Origin of the sequence: Thermanaerothrix solaris (genome assembly GCF_032334255.1) — a bacterium.
GTDB classification, from domain to species: Bacteria; Chloroflexota; Anaerolineae; order Anaerolineales; family Anaerolineaceae; genus Thermanaerothrix; species Thermanaerothrix solaris.
This window is the reverse complement of record NZ_JAUHMF010000002.1, coordinates 642,157-661,228: the sequence shown is the minus strand read 5'-3', so window position 1 is coordinate 661,228 and position 19,072 is coordinate 642,157. Positions and strand designations below refer to the sequence as shown.

The 19,072-nt window shown below is 56.1% G+C and carries 18 protein-coding genes and 1 other annotated feature; of the genes, 13 read left to right on the top strand and 5 right to left on the bottom strand.

Translation table 11 applies throughout. From position 1 onward, the window contains the following. Position 1: 1 nt before the first annotated feature. The 7 genes from guaB (at position 2) to QYE77_RS11245 (ending at position 7,739) form a co-directional block, all read left to right on the top strand. Positions 2 to 1,450 carry an IMP dehydrogenase gene (gene guaB / locus QYE77_RS11275; RefSeq protein WP_315625505.1) on the top strand — a complete coding sequence of 483 codons (1,449 nt, stop codon included), beginning with the start codon at positions 2 to 4 and terminating at the stop codon, positions 1,448 to 1,450. A gap of 18 nt (positions 1,451 to 1,468) precedes the next feature. Continuing rightward, positions 1,469 to 2,392: a Gmad2 immunoglobulin-like domain-containing protein gene (locus tag QYE77_RS11270; RefSeq protein WP_315625504.1), complete on the top strand. Its 924-nt coding sequence runs from the start codon at positions 1,469 to 1,471 to the stop codon at positions 2,390 to 2,392. A 43-nt stretch (positions 2,393 to 2,435) separates the two neighbouring features. Next, positions 2,436 to 3,653 (top strand): thiolase family protein, encoded by a 1,218-nt coding sequence (locus QYE77_RS11265; protein WP_315625503.1) that lies wholly within the window; start codon positions 2,436 to 2,438, stop codon positions 3,651 to 3,653. Between the two features lie 3 nt (positions 3,654 to 3,656). Beyond that, on the top strand, positions 3,657 to 4,661 hold the full coding sequence (locus QYE77_RS11260; protein WP_315625502.1) for an NAD-dependent epimerase/dehydratase family protein: 1,005 nt from the start codon (positions 3,657 to 3,659) through the stop codon (positions 4,659 to 4,661). A gap of 563 nt (positions 4,662 to 5,224) precedes the next feature. Then, entirely contained in the window at positions 5,225 to 5,800 is a 576-nt protein-coding gene (locus QYE77_RS11255; RefSeq protein WP_315625501.1) for a hypothetical protein, read from the top strand. A gap of 222 nt (positions 5,801 to 6,022) precedes the next feature. Then, positions 6,023 to 6,559 carry a hypothetical protein gene (locus tag QYE77_RS11250; RefSeq protein ID WP_315625500.1) on the top strand — a complete coding sequence of 179 codons (537 nt, stop codon included), beginning with the start codon at positions 6,023 to 6,025 and terminating at the stop codon, positions 6,557 to 6,559. Between the two features lie 574 nt (positions 6,560 to 7,133). Beyond that, complete coding sequence (locus tag QYE77_RS11245; protein ID WP_315625499.1) at positions 7,134 to 7,739, top strand: response regulator transcription factor; 606 nt, start codon at positions 7,134 to 7,136, stop codon at positions 7,737 to 7,739. A gap of 396 nt (positions 7,740 to 8,135) precedes the next feature. On the opposite strand, the gene QYE77_RS11240 is transcribed toward QYE77_RS11245, so the two are convergent. From QYE77_RS11240 to QYE77_RS11225, 4 genes are read right to left on the bottom strand one after another with little or no spacing between them, the layout of a single operon-like run. Next, positions 8,136 to 9,548: an extracellular solute-binding protein gene (locus QYE77_RS11240; RefSeq protein WP_315625498.1), complete on the bottom strand. Its 1,413-nt coding sequence runs from the start codon at positions 9,546 to 9,548 to the stop codon at positions 8,136 to 8,138. 3 nt (positions 9,549 to 9,551) lie between these two features. Further along, entirely contained in the window at positions 9,552 to 10,175 is a 624-nt protein-coding gene (locus tag QYE77_RS11235; protein WP_315625497.1) for an NUDIX hydrolase, read from the bottom strand. Positions 10,176 to 10,184: 9 nt separating this feature from the next. Beyond that, on the bottom strand, positions 10,185 to 12,716 hold the full coding sequence (gene pheT, locus QYE77_RS11230; protein WP_315625496.1) for a phenylalanine--tRNA ligase subunit beta: 2,532 nt from the start codon (positions 12,714 to 12,716) through the stop codon (positions 10,185 to 10,187). 30 nt (positions 12,717 to 12,746) lie between these two features. Next, complete coding sequence (locus QYE77_RS11225; RefSeq protein WP_399390593.1) at positions 12,747 to 13,778, bottom strand: phenylalanine--tRNA ligase subunit alpha; 1,032 nt, start codon at positions 13,776 to 13,778, stop codon at positions 12,747 to 12,749. A 44-nt stretch (positions 13,779 to 13,822) separates the two neighbouring features. Next, positions 13,823 to 14,105 (bottom strand) — a binding site (T-box leader). A gap of 104 nt (positions 14,106 to 14,209) precedes the next feature. On the opposite strand from QYE77_RS11225, the gene holB reads away from it, so the two are divergent. The 6 genes from holB (at position 14,210) to QYE77_RS11195 (ending at position 18,447) form a co-directional block, all read left to right on the top strand. After that, positions 14,210 to 15,220 (top strand): DNA polymerase III subunit delta', encoded by a 1,011-nt coding sequence (holB, locus tag QYE77_RS11220; RefSeq protein WP_315625494.1) that lies wholly within the window; start codon positions 14,210 to 14,212, stop codon positions 15,218 to 15,220. A gap of 80 nt (positions 15,221 to 15,300) precedes the next feature. Then, complete coding sequence (locus QYE77_RS11215; protein WP_315625493.1) at positions 15,301 to 15,489, top strand: hypothetical protein; 189 nt, start codon at positions 15,301 to 15,303, stop codon at positions 15,487 to 15,489. Positions 15,490 to 15,608: 119 nt separating this feature from the next. After that, complete coding sequence (locus QYE77_RS11210) at positions 15,609 to 15,989, top strand: ArsR/SmtB family transcription factor (protein ID WP_315625492.1); 381 nt, start codon at positions 15,609 to 15,611, stop codon at positions 15,987 to 15,989. Between the two features lie 42 nt (positions 15,990 to 16,031). After that, on the top strand, positions 16,032 to 16,280 hold the full coding sequence (locus QYE77_RS11205) for a thioredoxin family protein (RefSeq protein WP_315625491.1): 249 nt from the start codon (positions 16,032 to 16,034) through the stop codon (positions 16,278 to 16,280). An 81-nt stretch (positions 16,281 to 16,361) separates the two neighbouring features. Next, positions 16,362 to 17,678: a permease gene (locus QYE77_RS11200; protein ID WP_315625490.1), complete on the top strand. Its 1,317-nt coding sequence runs from the start codon at positions 16,362 to 16,364 to the stop codon at positions 17,676 to 17,678. A 31-nt stretch (positions 17,679 to 17,709) separates the two neighbouring features. Continuing rightward, positions 17,710 to 18,447: a sulfite exporter TauE/SafE family protein gene (locus QYE77_RS11195; RefSeq protein WP_315625489.1), complete on the top strand. Its 738-nt coding sequence runs from the start codon at positions 17,710 to 17,712 to the stop codon at positions 18,445 to 18,447. Here the strand turns inward: QYE77_RS11195 and QYE77_RS11190 are convergent. Continuing rightward, positions 18,427 to 19,035 carry a hypothetical protein gene (locus QYE77_RS11190; RefSeq protein WP_315625488.1) on the bottom strand — a complete coding sequence of 203 codons (609 nt, stop codon included), beginning with the start codon at positions 19,033 to 19,035 and terminating at the stop codon, positions 18,427 to 18,429. The genes QYE77_RS11195 and QYE77_RS11190 overlap by 21 nt on opposite strands. Positions 19,036 to 19,072: the final 37 nt, after the last annotated feature.

The following is a 19,072-nucleotide window of genomic DNA, read 5'->3' as shown; positions in this document are numbered from 1 at the left end:
TATGAATCTGCGGCCTGATCCCGGTTTAACCTTCGATGACGTTCTGTTGGTGCCCAAGTATTCCGATATTCGCAGCCGCAAAGATGTGGACACCAGCACCTGGCTGGCGCCAGGGATCCGCCTCCACATCCCCATTCTATCCGCCAATATGGATACGGTCACCGAGTCCAATATGGCCATCGCGATGGCGCAAGAGGGCGGTTTGGGGGTGTTGCACCGCTTTATGAGCATTGAACGCATGGTTGAAATGGTGCGCAAAGTCAAGCGCGCCGAGAGCATGGTGGTGCTTACCCCACTGACCATCCTCCCCTCTGCCACGGTCGCCGAAGCTCGTCGCATCATGGCCGAGGAAGAAATTGGCGGCTTGGTCGTCGTGGATGACACTCACCATCTTTTAGGCCTGGTAACCACACGCGATGTCTTGCTTGCCCCCGACGCCAATGCGCCGGTCAGCACCGTCATGACCCCACGCGAGCGCCTGATCGTCGCCAGCGAGAACGAATCGCTGGAAGCGGCGCGAGAAAAACTATATACTCACCGCATTGAAAAACTTCCCCTGGTGGATGGCGAGAATCGTCTGGCCGGCCTGATCACGGTCCAGGATATCGTCAAAATTCAACAGCACCCTCATGCCACCAAAGACGCCTTGGGGCGGCTACGGGTGGGGGTGGCCATCGGGGTAAAACCGGAAGAGATTGACCGCGCCGCTGCCTGTGTGGAGGCCGGGGCGGATATTTTGGTGCTGGATATTGCGCACGGCCATTCTGAAAATGCCCTGCGTATGGTTCGTGCGCTGAAACAGAAATTTCCCGCTATTCCCCTTATTGCCGGCAATGTCGCTACCTCTGAAGGTGTGCGCGATCTGGTCAAGGCCGGTGCGGATGCGGTGAAGGTCGGAGTCGGCGCAGGCTCAATCTGCACGACCCGTATTGTGACCGGGTGCGGCGTGCCACAACTGACCGCCATCGCGGAGTGCGCTGCTGAAGGCCGACGCCTGAATGTTCCGATCATCGCCGACGGCGGCATGCGCACCTCCGGGGATGTGACCAAGGCCCTGGCCGCAGGTGCCAGTGCGGTGATGTTGGGCAACATGCTCGCTGGCACCGAAGAGAGCCCAGGCCCTGAAGTCGTGCGCCAGGGACGCCGCTACAAGGTGGTGCGTGGCATGGCTTCACTCACCGCCAATGTGGAACGCCGCCGCCTAGAACGCCGCGACGATGACCTGGAAGAAGAAGAATGGAGTGAAGTCGTCCCAGAAGGTGTAGAAGCGCTGGTCCCTTACCGCGGCAAGGTCAAGGACATCTTGCATCAGATTGTAGGCGGATTGCGCTCCGGGATGAGTTATGTCGGTGCGCATAACCTGCCCGAATTATGGGAACGCGCCGAATTCATCCGCATCACCCCTGCCGGGAAAGCCGAATCTGGCGCGCATGATGTGGAATTAATCTAAATCTAAAAAGGAATTACCATGACCTTCTTGCGCCGTCTGCTACTCGTAGGTTGGGTTATTGGTACGACCGCCTGCCTGCCACAGGTCATCCCACCCACGCCCACGCCGTTACCTTCCACCCCCACTCCAACCTCTACCCCTACTTATGCCCCTCTGAGCGCCACCGATGTGCTAAACGCCGAATATCTACTGCTCGATTTCGGTGGCAACCTGCGCACCATCCGCCTAAGCGATGGCACTTATCAATCCGGCAATGATCCAACGCAGCCTGATTTTTGGTCGGTGCGCCTGGGTGAGATGATGGCATTTGGCGACCTGAACGGCGACGGCCTGGGAGATGCTGTGGCTACCATCGCCGAGAACTACGGTGGAACCGGCGTTTTTGTCAACCTGGTTGCGCTTCTGAATGAAAATGGCTTGCCGCGTCATGTGGCTTCGTACTTTATTGATGACCGCCCCATTCTCAATTCGTTAACCATTCAGGAAGAGGTTGTTCATCTGGCAGCCACGATTCACGGCCCGAATGACCCCGGCTGCTGTCCGACCCAACCGGTGACCCGTGACCTTCGCCTGGTGAACAACAACCTGATGCTGATTCGTGCCACCTCGCAAACGCCGGGCGGTCAAGAACGGCGAATTGATTTGGAGGAACCCACCGATAACTCGACCCTGAGCACAAAGACCCTCCGCTTGCGTGGTCGGGTAAGCATTGCGCCGTTTGAAAACACCCTGCGCTATCGCCTCACCACCGCTCAGGGCACCACCCTGTTGGTCGGACCGCTCATGGTCGAAGCGCCTGATCCAGGTGCACCAGGCACATTCGAGGCCACGCTGGACCTCCAAAATCTGCCTGGCGGTTTATACTATTTAGAGATTGCCGACCTGAGCGCTGCCGATGGCAGCATTCTGGCCCTGATCATGGTGCGTCTCAACCTTCCATAAAAATCACCCTGATTTAGATCAACGCCCTGCGGAGGATTACTCTATGCCTGTTCCTGTCATCGTGGATGCGATTCGCACCCCCATCGGCAACCTGGGGGGCGCCCTGGCTGCCGTGCGTCCAGATGATCTGGCCGCGCTAGTCATTCGCACCTTGGTTAACCGCAACCACCTCGACCCCACCATGATCGAAGAGGTCTATTTTGGCTGTGCCAATCAGGCTGGGGAAGATAACCGCAACGTCGCCCGCATGGCAGCACTCCTGGCCGGCCTGCCGGTCGAGGTAGCGGGAGTGACCTTTAACCGCCTGTGCGCCTCTGGCCTGACCGCCGTTAACATGGCGGCGCGTTCCATCCGTGTGGGCGAAGGTGAGGTGTTTATCGCCGGTGGCGTTGAAAGCATGTCCCGTGCCCCTTATTCCATCCCTAAGGCCGAAAAACCCTTTCCCTACGGCAACCTGACGGCGTGGGATACCGCGCTGGGGTGGCGCTATCCCCACCCCCGTATGATCGAGATGTACGGTATCGAGTCTATGGGCGAAACGGCAGAAAACATCGCCGAGATGACCGGAATCACCCGCGAGGACCAGGATCGCTTCGCCCTGCGCAGTCACCAGCGTGCCATCGCCGCCATGGATTCGGGACGTTTTGCCGAAGAAATCATCCCGGTGCCCGTGCCACAACCCAAAGGCGAGCCAATTTTCGTCACCTCGGATGAACGTCCGCGTCGCGACACCTCGCTGGAGGCGCTAGCACGGCTAAAACCGGCCTTCCGTCCCGGCGGGACGGTGACCGCCGGCAATTCCTCCGGGATGAACGACGGCGCCGCCGCCTTGCTGGTTATGAGCGAGGAGCGTGCCCGTGCTTTGGGATTGCGCCCGCTGGTGCGCATCCTTGCCAGCGCCGCCGCCGGCGTTGTGCCACGGCTGATGGGATTGGGACCAATTCCGGCCACACGTAAGGTCTTGGCCCGGGCCGGGTTAAGCCTGGAACAAATCGGCTTGATCGAGATCAATGAAGCCTTCGCCGTGCAAACCCTAGCCGTGATCCGTGAATTGGGATTAAACGAAGACATTGTCAATGTCAATGGGGGTGCAATTGCCTTGGGCCACCCACTGGGATGCTCGGGCGCGCGCATCCTGACCACCTTGATCCACGAAATGCGTCGCCGCGCGCCGCAGATGCCCCGTCCATTCTACGGCCTGGCGACCCTGTGCGTGGGAGTTGGTCAGGGTGAAGCCACCCTGGTGGAGTGGGTGGACTGAGGTATGTTGATCCTGGTCACTGGTGCCAGTGGGTTTATAGGCGGTCATCTCTGCCGCGCCCTTATCGCACAGGGGCACCGCGTGCGCGCTTTCCACCGCCCCACCAGTTCCTTGCGGGCTCTGACCGATTTGCCGGTTGAACACGCGCTGGGTGACCTGACACGGCCTGAGACGCTGGAAACGGCATTAGAAGGGGTAGACGTTGTTTTTCATGCCGCCGCTCTTCTAGGTGAGCGGGCTACCCCGGCTCAGCATTATGCCGTAACCGTAGAAGGCACTCGCGCCTTGCTCACCGCAGCATTGCGCGCCGGGGTACAGCGAGTAGTCCATACCAGTTCCGCGGTTGCGTTGGGCATCCCTCCCCTGCCCGGCGACATCAACGTCCCCTATATCATGGATGAAACCCACACCTGGAATTACCCCCCGGAACGGTGGCCCTACGCATATGCCAAATACCTGGCTGAACTGGAAGTGCAGCGGGCGGTGGCATTGGGGTTGGATGCGGTAATCGTCAACCCCACCCTGGTCATTGGGGCAGGCGATCACTACCGGCGGACGCGCTCGATCGTCGTCCAGGTGGCGAAGCGGCGCCTGCCGTTCATCACCGCTGGTGGGCTGAACGCCGTGCACATCGAGGACGTGGTGCAAGGGCATCTACTGACCCTGGAACGGGGACAATGCGGTGAACGCTACATTCTGGGTGGCGAAAACCTCACCCTGAGCGCCTTGGCAGAAAAGATCGCCGCGGTGTGCGGGGTACCTGGGCCGGGCCCGGAATGGCCGGCGGGGCTGGTGCGCGCTCTCAGCCGACCGCTATCCCTGCTCGAGGCCTATCTGAACCTGCCGGTAGATGCAAGCACCCTGGCATTGGCCGGATATTACTTTTACTACACGCACGCTAAAGCCCAGGCGTACCTGGGCTACACCCCACACCATACCGTAGAGGACGCCATCCGCGAAGCCTGGGAGTGGTTTAGCGGAGAGACACAAACGCCGGTTTCGGCTTGAACCGTTAGTGGCAACGGGTGATCTCGGTAATCGCGGGCCTCATCTGAAAACAGATATTAGGTTCCGTTTGACTCGCATCAATATGTACCACCTGAACATATCTGATGGGTTTCCTCTCTCCCTCGTCGAGATGTGCGGATATAGTAGGGCAAGTTCCTGTCACCCGGCTTAGGATAGGCAATGACCTCTTGCCAAAATCCGGGCGAAAATAATGCCTGGTGGGATAAAACCACAACCAACCCACGGCGTGTCACTTTATTAGGGATAATAGCTTCGGTAGAGACTACATCAACCTCGCTGAAATGGCCTGTTGTGCGCTCTGTTATCGTACCTGCGCTATTCCTTGTCACCACGTTTAACGGATATATTTTCCTGTAGAAAGTATCCTCAACCCTGAATTTTGCAAAGCGTTAGAGTTGCAAACGGAGATATAAAGATGAAACCCCAACTTCTTTCAATCGTGCTTCTGCTCGGGGCGGCTCTGATCACGGGGTGTCAATCCACTTAATCCCTTGCCGTCTCCGGCGGCATCACCAGCGAAGCTCCTGCCACCCTCTCCAACTTTGGCCCCAGCAGCTTTACCTTCTACCCCCATTCCCGAAACAACCTTTGATATCAAACCACCCCCAACTGAAACGGTTACCCCATCATCAACCCCGACCCCCATCCTGGGCCAGGTTGAACGGGTGACCTCGGGCCGCTATGCTGGTTGGAATCGCTACATCTACCCTAAATACAGCTTCGCCTTTTCCTTTCCACCCGATTGGAATATCAGCGTTGAGGATGCTCATTTCGTAGCTCTTGCCAGTCCCACGATACCGGAGCTTGAACTCCATATCGGGTTTAAGTTCACTTATGAAACGGAGGCCTCGATCACACGTACCGGGATCGGCGAGGGTGAGATGCTGGACCAGGGCTATATTAACTTTTTGGGCAAGATCATTCCTCGCCAAGTATTGGTCTACCAAAGCGAGGTCACCACGGTGCTCTATAACTGGGCTTGTGAAACCCGTGGAGGCGATATGATCTTCACCATTAGCTTGGATTCCCTAGATACCGTTCAGCGTGCCATACCGCCCAAGCTTCAGACCGTTGCTGATCAGATTGTAGAGTCATTTGAGTGGGTTAAACTGAGATGACCAGACTCCAGTCGGCCCAGCTGATCTGACAACAACAAGGGCAGGATAATGGGAGTAGTCCTCTCATCCAAATTCTTGAGGTAGAGACGCATAACTATTCACTGCGATAGATCAAAACATAATCTTAGATTCGGAAATCCACAATTGAAAATTCTCCATCGCTGGTTTTACCATACTCATTGAAAAGGAAGATCCAGAAAACCAATATGGAGGTAAAAAATTATGATAAGACGTCTCGTTTTTCTGTTGATGGTTTTAGCGTTATTGTTATCTCTAAACCTGGTGACTGCCAACGCAAACGGACTGGAGGCAAACACCCATAACTGGAAGCGATCACCCCAGGGCACCTATTACATTGCCATCCCGTTTGAGAGCGTCTCAGAGAGCCAGCCGCCTAAAGACATTTACACGATTTCTGCTGGTGGATGCAAAATATTCACCAAGGGCATTGATATTTACAATTCTCTACAAATCAAGGTGGCCACTTATGCTCAAGAGATTAGCTGGTGTTATGATGGTCAAAAGATCACCAGCCTGTCACACACGCGTTGGGGCACGGTTAATTTCCCCATATATCAGTTTAACGGGAACATTGGAAACACCGAGTCAGGCGGGAAGGGTCAAGCCCTATATCGTGCCTGGACTCAAGGTTCATTTTGCGAGATTGCACCCGGAATGGGCTGTGTATGGAATTTTTACCCCTGGGTGGATCAGTATGTTTTCTCAGATGGTTCCTATTGGGGAAACGCAGGATGGTAAAGAAGTCATTTTTCTCCCTACTTCAGCAACCATCATTTGCTTGGATTGGAGTAACACTCACGTTACTAATAACATTCGGCATAGTGTTCTTGATATCCAAGCAACCATGGCCGTTGGTCGTTATCTTTGGAGTCTTGGTATGGTCGAGTCTAGCCATGTATCTAACAACTAAACGCGGGTGGGCAAAAGGGCTTTCCTTGCTGATCCTCATCTTCAGCCTCTCTGGACTTTGCCTATCACCAGCTCTATTGATGACGGCTTCTCATGAGATGCCTTCGGACAATCTTCGCATCCTTCTAGAAAAACTGATCCAAACCAGACAATGGCTTGGCCAATAATGCATGAAATTGCCTTCGCCAGCCCCCGACTTTTGGTCACTTATACGCGTGCTAGAAATGGACTAAGAGTTGTTGTTTGTTAAGGGTTTTCCGAAAAAACTGTCTTGATAACGCAACAGTTAGTAATGCATTCCACACCCACGTTGCCAAAACAGCCATCACCAGATATCTAAGAGGAGGTAAACTTAAACCATGTATTGACATTAAGCACTGTGGTCCGGGCATAACAAGAGCTCATGGAACAATATCCTGATCCAATGTTTAGCAACCGCGAAATTGAAGTCTTGGCCTTACTGCTCCAGGGAAAAAGCAACAAAGAAATTGCCCACACCCTGGGTGTCTCAAATCGTACCATTGAAGCCCACTTGAGTTCCATATATTCCAAGCTGGCCGTAACCTCTCGAACCGAAGCGGTCATCAAATTAACCCAAATGGGATGGAGTAGCGCCACTGACAAAACACTGCCTAAAGAAGCCAGCAAGGCCCCTGCGCTCGACAACCGAACCGCGCAAGTTAAGGATACACTTGCAAAACCGTTACGATTTTCTGCCGGAAAGTGGGCGGTGATGACGCTCTTAACAGCTTTAGGACTTATTTGGATCTTCACAAAACAAAATTGGCTTCTGGTACCCGTGCTGGGTTTCATGGCGTGGATTGGTCTGGCGGAGTACCTCACAGCGACCAGTGTTTGGAAAAAATGGATATCACTTTTGATTTTTATACTGGGATTTTCTCTGCTGTGCATCTCCCCTGCTTGGTTGATTTCTGCAACTCCTTTAGCAAAGGATAATGCCGTTCTGGATTTACTCCAAAAGATCTTCCATGCCACATCGGGGCAATAATGCTCCACAAAGACATTACCCAATTGGTGAGTTTCTACGATACCCCACTTATATCTCCAATTTGCCCCTGTAAACCCAAGGAGGCGACCAGGTTCGGAAAGAGTATATCCAAAATGATGGTTTTTTGCTTTACTAGCAAAAAACCAGCGCATTTAGCAGCCATACTCATTCAACTGCCCGTGGTAGTAGCGGTTATAACCCGACGACCAATTTTGAGACCAACACAAAAATTCCTATTCTATTGACAGCGCCGCAACAAACTCATGTGACAAGACAATCGAGTTCGGAGTTCAGCACTGGATCATTCAATCTGATGGCGGTTAACCACGCCGATCATTAAAGCAGACCCACAAGAGGAGATTGAGTTTTAGCGGGATGATCTATTGTATTCCAACTTCACCACCCCCCGGCCACGTCCGCCAAGGTTACATCCAGTTCGGCCAGGATATCCGGCAAGGCCGTGCGCGGGGTGGTGCCCTGCAAGGCCTGCGCAAAGGCATCCTGCACTACCCATTGTGCCTGCCGCCAGGTCGGTACATTCGGCGGAATTTGGGCAATGGGAATAAAGGTCAGTGCTTCCCCCCATTGAGGATTTCCAGCACGATAGTCCTCAAGGCGCGCCAGCGTTGATGGCCCCATCGGGTAAGCCCCGCTGGCGCGCACCAGCGCAGCCTGCGGCTCGGGCTCTTGCAGCCAACGGATGAACAACCAGGTCGCCAGTTCTTGCGCGGGCGTACTGCGCAAGACACCATAGGAAAGACCGCTCACCAGTACTAAGGGCTTGCTTTTTCCCGGATATGGGCGCACCGTCCACACATCCTGGCTACGATTGCGCTGCATCGCCTCACGTTGAGCCATCAGATCCAGAACCTGCCCGCTGTAAAAGAGTGCCCGCCGTTGGGCAAAGTAATCGTAAGGCGTGGGTTCGCGTCCCACCCAGGCACATCCCTCATCCACCAAATCACGTAAAAAAGTCCAAGCCTCCAGCGCATCCGGCTGGTTGAAATGCCACCCCCCACCGGTTGGGTCAAATTCCTCCCGCAGGCCAAACGCGCGTAACCAAGCCAGGGCGGTCAGCGGATCGGTTGCCACCAGCCAACCGCCGGTGCCATCGTTGGTACGGTCGGCATCGCGGCGATTAGCCGCTGCCGCCGCGCAGACCTGGGTACGCCATTCCTCTAGGGTTTGGGGTGGGGCGCGAAAGCCCAATTCTGCCGCCCAGGTCAGGTTGTAGAAAAGCACCGTGGCGCTGCGCAGCACCGGCAAGCCAATTTGCCAGCCATCCACCTGATCACTTTGCCAGAAAACCAGCGGAATCTCGGCCCGGCGCGCTTCGCTCAAACCCCACTCACCGTCATTCAGCCAATCGTTGAGCGGGCGCATGCGTCCATCGCGCACGTGCCAGGTCAGCAGGGTTGCCGGTGGCGCCACTACGCCCTGAGCTACTAAGCCATCAGGGTGCCCTTGCTCCACCCAATCGGCCAGTACCATACTGCTGCCCGCCGAGGTGACCTTCACTTCAATTCCCCAGGGATTCTCGCGGTTGAACTGGGCGGTCAAATCATTGAGGGTGTTACCGACAGCCCCTACCCAGGGATGCCAGAGGTTAATGGCAACCCCTCGTAGGGACTCGGCAGACCAGGGCGGAGTTTCGGTGGGTTGTTCGGGTGTCGGTATAGCAGGTTGGGTTGGGGTAGATGAAGGAGACAAGTCTGGGGTCATCTCGGATCGCGGTGCCACCTGGCAAGCCACGAATAGCCACAGCAGCCCTAGGATGATCCCGCGTTTCAAACGACCAAGCAGTTGCATGTCTCAATCGAAGTCAGCAGGCCATTCGGGATGGCGATAATGCTCAAACATGCGCTGAATCTCGTCCGGGGTTGTGCGCGCCAGCGAGAGCGGCGGGATGGCATCTGCGGTAAAAAATCCCACGCCATCCGTCTCCAGACTGGTTTGGGGTTCACCTCCCAGCAACTCACACCGCATGAAAATCTTATAGAGGTGGAAGAGATAAGGTGGATGGCCGTGAAAGTTGCGATCATATAACGCTAATAATTTGATCGCGCGCACGCGGTAGCCCGATTCCTCCCACACCTCACGTTCAACCGCCTGGCTGGGAGGCTCCCCTACATCTACCCACCCGCCGGGCAAGGTCCACCCCCCATCCACACGTTCCTTGACCAGAAGTAACCGTCCCTGGGCATCAAAAACCACCCCGCGGATATCCACTTTAGGGGTGGCATAGCCGGCTTCGCGCATCAGCACCTCGGCAACGACATCGGCGCCTACATCACTATGGGCAGCGATGATCTCAGCCGCTATCGCTTGCAGGGCACGATAGCGCTCGGCGTCGTAAGGATTAGGGGTATAAGCCAGGCCAGATTGGGCCAGCGCCTGCAGGCGCTGTGCCCATTCCAGCCATTTGGGTTGAGTCATAGGCCTCCGCTAACTGCGCAAACGCGCACCCAGAGTTTGCTCCAGGCGGCGGATAATCTTTTGCCGAATTTGCGCGGCTTCAGCATCAGTGAGGGTGTGATCCGGCGCCTGATAGGTCAAATTATACGCCAGGCTCTTCTTCCCGGCCCCAATTTGCTCACCCCGGAAGACATCGAACAACTGCACCCGCGTCAACCATTTACCGCCACCCTGGCGGATCACCGCCTCGACCTGAGCCGCCGGTATGCTCTCGTCAACCACCACGGCGATGTCCTCGATCACCGGCGGATAAACCGGCACCGCGTTCACCTCAAAGCGCTGCGGTACCAGGGCCAGCAACGCCTGCGCATCTAATTCGGCCACCAGCACCGGCGCCGGGCCAAAGTCATAGCGTTCCTTGACCAACGGATGCACCTCGCCCAAATAGCCCAGTTCCTGATCGCCACTAAAGAGGCGGGCACATTTACCTGGATGCAGGTTGGGTTGCTGTCCTGGTTCCACCCGCCATTGAGGCAGGTGCAACGCTTCAGCCAGGGCTTCAAGAATCCCCTTGAGATCAAAGAAATCCGCCATAGGGGGCTCCGCACGATCCCAGGCCGGCAGGTGACGCATTCCGCTCATTACGATGGCCAGGCGCATCGGTTCGGCGGGTAAATCCTGCCCTTCCTGAGGCAGGAAGATCGGCCCAATTTCAAAAAACGCCAGGCGATCGGTCAGGCGGGCATTACGTTCAGCGATTTCTAACACCCCGGCCAGCAAACTCCGACGCATCACACTGCGTTCCGGTGCAATCGGATTGGTAAGGCGGACGTACTCCGGTGGTGTATAGTCGCCTTCCGCTGGCGCCAGCCAGCGCGCTTCGCGCTCCGGCGAGGTCAAACGGTAGGTTACGACCTCTTGCAATCCCAACCCGACCAACACATCTCGCAGGGCTTCCTCGGCATCCAGCAAGGGCTGGTTGCGCTGCCGCGGTAGGGGATCGGCGGGTAATGTCTCCGGCAAGCGATCGTATCCGTAAAGGCGGGCAATCTCCTCGATCAAATCCGCCTTACCGATGACCCCTTCGCTAATATCCAAGCGGTGCGGGGGCACTTTGGCGATGATCGTGTCCCCTTCCAAACGGCAGGTGAACTCCAGACGCTGTAAAAGATCCGCAACCGCTGCAGCGGAGAGCGGGATCCCTAACCAACGTCGCACCTCGCCCTCACTCAGCCGGATCTCCGGATCCACATGGGGCTTGGGATAGGCGTCAATCAAACCTTCAGCCACCTTTCCGCCGCTCCAGGCCGCCATATAAGCCAGGCACACCTGCACCGCTTGCGGCGCTAACGCCGGGTGCACCCCGCGTGCAAAGCGATAGCCTGCCTCGGAGTTAATACGCAACGTGGAAGCGGTGCGGCGGACGTTTATCGGGTTCCAGGTCGCGCCTTCAAGCAATACGTTACGCGTGCTTTCGGTGACCTCGCTCTCCAAGCCGCCCATAATGCCAGCCAAGGAGAGTGGGCCGGCGGTATCAGTGACCAGAATCATAAAGGGTTCTAATTCGCGTTCTACCCCATCCAACGTCGTCAGACGCTCACCCTCGCGCGCTGCCCGGGTGATAATCGTTGGGGATTGACCGCCAGCACGCACCTTAAGCACGTCATAATCGAAGGCATGCAACGGTTCGCCCAGCATTAACATGACGTAGTTGGTCGCATCCACCACGCTGTTGATCGGGCGCATCCCGGCCAGGCGCAACCGGCGTTGCACCCAATACGGACTGGGGCGCGGGGTTACTCCTTCGATCAGGCCCAATACAAAACGCGGATTTAAGTCCGGGTCGGTAATCTCAATGGCCGCGCGCCCGTCAATGGGAGCACCGGTCTCGAAAGGAGGTAAGGCGGGCTGGCGGAGCGGCTTTCCCGTTAACGCCGCCAACTCACGTGCCACCCCCAGGATACTGGCTGCACGGATCATATTGGGCAGGATGGCGATTTCCAGCACTGCATCGCCCATGTAATCCACCAGCGGCACACCAACCGGGGCGTCGTCATCCAGAACGATGATTCCCTCGTGTTCTTCCGAAATGCCTAATTCCTTCTCCGAACACACCATAGAGAAAGACTCAACACCGCGAATTTTGGTGCGCTTGAGCGTGGTCAGGACAAAGCCCGGCTGGTGTCCATCGTAAAGGCGCGCCCCTTCACGGGCATAGGCCACTTTAAGCGGCTTGGGGAGCGGCCCTTGTCCTTTGTAGGGGAACAAGTTGGGCGCACCGGTCAGTACGGTCAAGGTCTCGCGCCCATCATAGAGACGGCATAGAACCAACCGATCCGCGTTGGGGTGGGGCATAACCTCTTCAATCTGCGCCACCACAATTTTTTCGGGATCCCAGGAAAGGCCTTCGATCTTAAACTCGTGGCTCCCTTCGGGCATCGGTAGGCCCACCAGGCGAATTTCCTCTACTTCCAGCCCCGCCATGGTCAGGCGGTAGGCCAGTTCGGGCAAGGGAAGATCAATATCCACAAATTCCTTCAACCATGAAAGCGGTACCTTCATCTTACCTCCATGTGTTCAACGCGTCTTGGCCTAGAATTGACTCAGAAAACGGACATCGTTCGCCCAGAAGTAGCGGATATCTTCAATGCGATGGAGCAGCATGGTGATTCGCTCCACCCCCATACCAGCCGCAAAACCGCTGAATTCCTCGGGATCGTAACCACCGTTGCGCAAAACGGTCGGATGCACCATACCACAGCCCAAGATCTCCAACCAGCCGGAACCTTTGCACACCGTACAGCCCTTGCCGCCGCAGACAAAACACTCCACGTCCATCTCTGCACTGGGTTCGGTGAAAGGGAAGTAGGAAGGACGCAAGCGAGTACGGGCCTGTTCGCCAAAGAGGCGGCGGGCAAAGGTGTTCAGTGTGCCTTTCAGATCACTGAAGGTGATATTGTGCCCGACTGCTAACACTTCCACCTGGTTAAACTGGATCTCCGAGCGAGCGCTGATTTGCTCATAGCGGTAGCACATACCCGGCAAGATGACCCGAATGGGCTCCGGCGCACGCTCGCGCATGACGTGAATCTGCCCCGGGGAGGTATGAGTACGCAACAACACACCGGGGGTCGTGGTATAAAACGTGTCCCATAAATCCCGCGCCGGGTGGTGTGCCGGCATATTCAGCAGTTCAAAATTGTAGGCATCGCTCTCAACCTCGCGGCTGCGATAGACCTGAAAACCCATCTCGGCAAAGATGTGCACAATGCGCCGCAAGGTGCGGGTAGTGGGGTGCAAACCGCCCAATTCAGGACGGCGCCCAGGCAGGGTGACATCCAGTCGCTCGCTTTCCAAGGCCCGACGCAGGGCTTCAGCGCGCAAAGCCGCCTGACGCTCTTCGAACGCGGCTTCCAGGGCTTGTTTGACCTGGTTGGCGCGCTGACCTACTTGAGGGCGCACATCTTTGGGTAGTTGCCCCAAGCGCGAAAAAATCTGCATCAACGGCGCATTGCGTCCCAAGTAGGCAACCCGCCAGGCCTGCAAAGCGACTTCGTCTGCGACATTCCGCAAATCTTCCAGTGCTTTTGCCTGCAAGACCTCTAACTCTTGAATTTCGGGAATTTCACCCATCGTGCAACCTCCACAAAATAAAAAATCCCGTCCCGGCCAGGGACGGGGTTTCAGCCCGCGGTACCACCCTGATTGGCTGTGTCTCCACAGCCCACTCGACCAACAGCCATCCACAACACGGCGATTGGCGTGCCCGCTAACGGGGGCCAGGCGGCTCAGACTACTTACCTGCGCGGTTTTAGGCTAGCGTAAGGCAGGTTTCCCCTGAGCGGCTCGGGAGGGAACTTCGACCGGGTTCCGGCGAGTTGGGGTTCCAGCCTATGCCCCAACCTCTCTGGCGCCTTCCGCCGACCTACTTTCCTCCGTCAGCGCCATTGTGCTATGTTCAGGAGCAGCACAAACCTGGCTTTATTATCGGCAAAAGCAGGGGGTTGTCAAGGGCGTTGCCATAATTCCCTGCTTGGGCTAAAATCCTAAGCATCATGGGCTGGGAGATTTGGGGTCACACCGGGGCAGTCAATCTGCTCCAAGGGCATTTAAAACAGGGGCGCGTCCGTCACGCTTATCTTTTCTGTGGGCCAAACGGCGTAGGACGGCGTACCCTGGCTCTGCGCTTTGCCCAAGCCCTTAACTGCCCCCAACCCATCGCTCCAGGAGAACCCTGTGGTACCTGCCGCACCTGCCGCCAGATCGCCCAAATGACCCATCCCGATTTACTCCTAGTGCAGGTGGAAAGCGGTAGTACCCTGAAAGTTGATCAGGTACGTGCCTTGCAGCATGACCTACAATTAGCGCCTTACGAAAGCCGCTACCGCGTGGCGCTTCTGTTAAATATGGAGCGCGCCACGATCAGTGCCCAAAATGCCCTGTTAAAGACTTTGGAAGAGCCTCCCGGCCAAGCCGTCTTACTGCTCACCGCTGATACACCCGAAAGCCTGCTCCCAACCATCGTCTCACGTTGTGAAGTGGTACGCTTACGCCCACTCCCCCTTGCGGATCTCGCCCTCATCCTAGAACAAGAACGAGGGCTTCCCCCCGATTGGGCACGCGAACTGGCTCACCTTTCCGGGGGGTGCCCGGGCTTGGCACTTCACTATGACTCTGAACCCGAGCGTTACCAGGAACACCAGCGCTGGCTTCAAGACGCTCTCTATTTGCTCGGACAGAAACGGGTGGAACGCTTTCAATATATTGAGAATCTGAGTAAAGACCGGGATCAATTCCGGGCTGTGCTGCGAGCCTGGATCACCCTCTGGCGCGACCTTTTGCTCTGCACCACGAATGCGGATGTTCCCCTGACCAACCTGGCATTTGAATCTGCTCTCCGCGCTCTGGCTCGCTCTTTGGATTCGCGGCAGGTCACCCGCTGTCTGGCCGCCCTGGAACAAGGGATGGCCTATTTGGATGCGAATCTCAATGCCCGCTTGCTGGGGGAAATGCTCCTTTTGGGCTGGCCCTACTTAAACCCGGAACTGACCAGCGCTTCGGGATAAAATCACCCCCAAGATTCACCCGAATCATGCTATAATTACGACAAATATAGTCATATTATCTTCCTCCAAGGAGTGGCCCCATGTACCCCGAAGCCGAATTTGATGCCTGTGGTTGCGGTGGGCAGTGCGGTTGCAGTAGCGAGCACGGCTCGATGATCGCCCTGACCCGTGAGGAATACATTCAGCGCCTGGAAGCCTATCTCCGGGAACTGCGAGCAGAGATCGAGGCAGTGGAGCGTGAATTGGCCGAACTTCGTCAGGTGGCCTAGTTCATCTCTGATCCCCTTCAGCCCGCCCCATAAAAAGAGGATGCGGGTCATAAATCACCACGTATCTATGATAAACGGCGCTTGACAAAGCGCCGTTTGGGTTTAAAATTGCATTCGTTATGTTGAATATAGAAGACAGCAATACCTTAACTGAGATTTACAACCCACTGGCAGAGGTTTTTCGCGCCCTCGCACACCCGGCCCGCCTGGCTATTTTAGACCTGCTGCGTGAGGGAGAAGCCTGTGTTTGCCATATTGAGGCAATGTTGGGATTGCGGCAGGCATATGTCTCGCAACAACTTATGCTCTTGCGCCAAAGTGGGCTGGTGAGTATGCGCCGCCAGGGGTGGAATGTCTTTTATCGCGTCAGTGATCCCCGTATCTTCGAGGTGCTGGAGCAAGCGCGTTCGCTACTGCCCGCTCCCCTGCCCGCCCTTCCTCGAACCGAAACGCTCCAATGCACCTGTCCAAGGTGTCGCGTCGGGTCTAAACCGGCCTAAGAGGCATCTTTTTCATTCCATTATGGCTCACGGAGGACCTCAATGCTGGACATCAAAGTGCTTGGCCCCGGTTGCACAAACTGCAAACGCCTGGAAGCTCTGACCCGTGCCGTTGTGACTGAATTGGGCTTGCAGGCCAATATCGAAAAAGTTGAGGATTTTGACGCCATCTTGAAATACCCCATTTTGGCAACCCCGGCCCTGGTCATCAACGGGCGAGTGGTGTGCTCTGGCCGTGTCCCATCTCGGGCTGAGATTGCTAAATGGTTAACCGTAACCGTAAGCGTGTGAGGCTCCCTTCAGCGGGCTAATTCGCCCGCTTTTATTTAGCAAATTAGTATTCTAATTTTTGAATAAATCGAGAGGTTACAGATGGACTGGTTTTCAACCCTACAATCTTTGCTCTGGTCCGGGTGGGTCAGCTTGCTGGACTACCTGGCTGCCCACGTGCTCTTATGCCTTTTGCCGGCCTTTATCATCGCCGGCTACATGAGTGCGATGATCCCCAAAGAAGCCATCACCCGTTATTTAGGCCCAAAAGCGCCGAAGTGGATCAGTTACCCCGCCGCCGCCTTCGGTGGATTCATTCTAGCCGTTTGCTCCTGCACCATTCTGCCGCTTTTTGCCGGCATTTGGAAGCGCGGTGCCGGGCTCGGCCCAGCGGTAACGTTCCTGTTCGTCGGGCCCGCCATCAACATCCTTGCCCTGACCTACACGGGAGCGGCCATCGGTTTCGATATCGCCCTCGCTCGTTTGATTCTGTCCATTTTCTTTGGCATCGTCATCGGTCTGCTGATGGCCTGGATTTTTCGCCGCGAGGAATCAGCCATTGCCGCCAATGCCGATCTCTTTGCCACGGAGGTTAAGGTCCGACCCGCGGTATGGGTGACCTTTGGGCTCCTGATTGCTATCCTGATCGCCGGTACCTTGCAGATCCCCGCTCTGACCAATGTCTATGTCACGTTACACCTGCCCTGGCAAATACCCTCAGGCCTCCTTACCGCTCTCACTCAAGCCAATCTAACTCTACAAGGTGCCACGTTAATCGGCTTGCTTGTGATCATCGCTTTTCTAGCCTGGAAAGGATTTGAATCCATTTTCGATGGCATTTCAGGCTGGACGGTCGCCGCGGTGATCGCCATAGCCATGACCATCTTGCTGGCGGCACCGCTGACCCAAAGCGGTAGCCTGATCATCGGTCTCAACGGACGTTTCTTTGCCATCTTCATCCTCCTCGTTGCGACGGGTTGGGTGGCGACACGTGCTTTTGATCAGGACGATTTGATCAACTGGATTGCCGAAACCTGGAAATTTGTCAAGCAAATCTTCCCCTTATTGATCGTGGGCGTCTTCCTCGCCGGGATAGCGAAAGGCCTGATCCCTGAGGCTTGGGTGCGCGCTGTGGCCGGACAAAATACCCTCTGGGCAAACCTGGCTGGTGTACTCTTCGGCGTCTTCATGTACTTCCCCACCCTGGTAGAAGTGCCGGTAGCGCGCATGTTCCTGGATTTAGGCATGGCACGCGGGCCGTTGTTGGCTTACCTGTTGGCAGATCCTGAACTTTCACTGCAATCCATCTTGGTGCTAAACGGTGTTATGGGCCGCAAAAAAACCGCCACCTATGTCACCCTGGTCGCGATTTTGAGCACCCTGGCTGGATATCTCTTTGGCGCCTTCCTGGCCCATTAGGACTAAAACCATAACCCTGGAGCAATGTGAAATGAGCCAATTCGTGATCATCCTGGGCATATTACTGCTTTCGTTCGTCTCGGGAATGCTGGGCCTGGGCGTAGCCTTCGCAGCCATTCCCTTTCTGGGGCTCTTCTTCAACGATCTGGTACATCAAATCCAGCCTCTGAGCCTGTTGCTTAACGGCCTGACGGCTTCGTTTGCCGCCGCTGGTTTCGCGCGCAGCAAACTCATTGATTGGCCCAAAGCCCTAACCTTGAGCCTGATAACGACCGCCTCCGCCCCGATTGGCGGATATCTGGCGCGCTTTATTCCTCAGTTTTACCTGTGGGCCATTTACGTGGGCGCTGTTTCCTTCCTGGCTTACCGGCTGTTTCGACCTGTTCAGGGCAGCAGCAGCGGCGCCCCCAATATAAGGCTTGCCTATGCCTTGGCCATCCCCATATCCATTCTGAGCGGATTGTTAGGCGTGGGACCGGGATTCTTACTCATGCCCACCTTGATCCTGGTGGGATTGGATAGCAAACAGGCCGCGGGCGTCAATGCCATCGCCGTCATCCCACCCTCGTTCTCGGCGCTCATCCCACGCTTGAACGGTGCCCAATGGTCTCCCGAATTAGCCATTCCTTTGCTGATTGCCGGTGGAGTTGGAGCGTTCCTGGGCGCACGAGTGACCAGTCTTTATGTCCCCAGCCACCGTTTGCGCCAGATTTTCGCCGTAATGATCGTTTTGGTAACCCTCTACAAGTTATATACGCTCATGGCTTGATTTTTGAGGGGGGTGAGCGGAAACTGACCGCTCGCGCAGGGCCTCATAGGCCGCATCCCCCAGCAGATAGCGCAACTCCTCAGCAAATAAATCCAGGAGGGGTTGCGCTTTTTCGGCCCAGCGCAAACAACTGGCCGCCTCTTCCGCCAGGAGCGCTGCCTCGTCTAAAGTAATACGCCCCTCTTCATCCAGGTCCAACGGGTGTAAGATGCAATAAAACGGCTTGAAACGCCAAGGGTGATAGCCGGCCGCCTCCCCAGCGACCTGGAGGGCACATTTATAATCCGAGCGTAAAAAGACACAAGCGCTGCCGGCATAGTGGGTTGGATCGGGATAGACTCGCGTATGCACCACCCGCCCACTGGGGACAAAAGGATCCTCTTCGCAGCGGCCATCCACCCAGCGCACAGGATCACGGCGCTCTATTGGCAAATAAGGTAAGATTAAGTTAACATGGGCTAAAATATCGCGCCATTCGGCCTCATCCAGCCACACCCCATAGGCGCAACAGGCTGCCTGACATTGAGGCCAGCCACAACGCTGGAGGGGTTCACGCATCAAAAGCCGTGGGTTAACTTGTTTGATCATGGCAATCATTTTATCCTATTATGAAAAAAACAGGAGG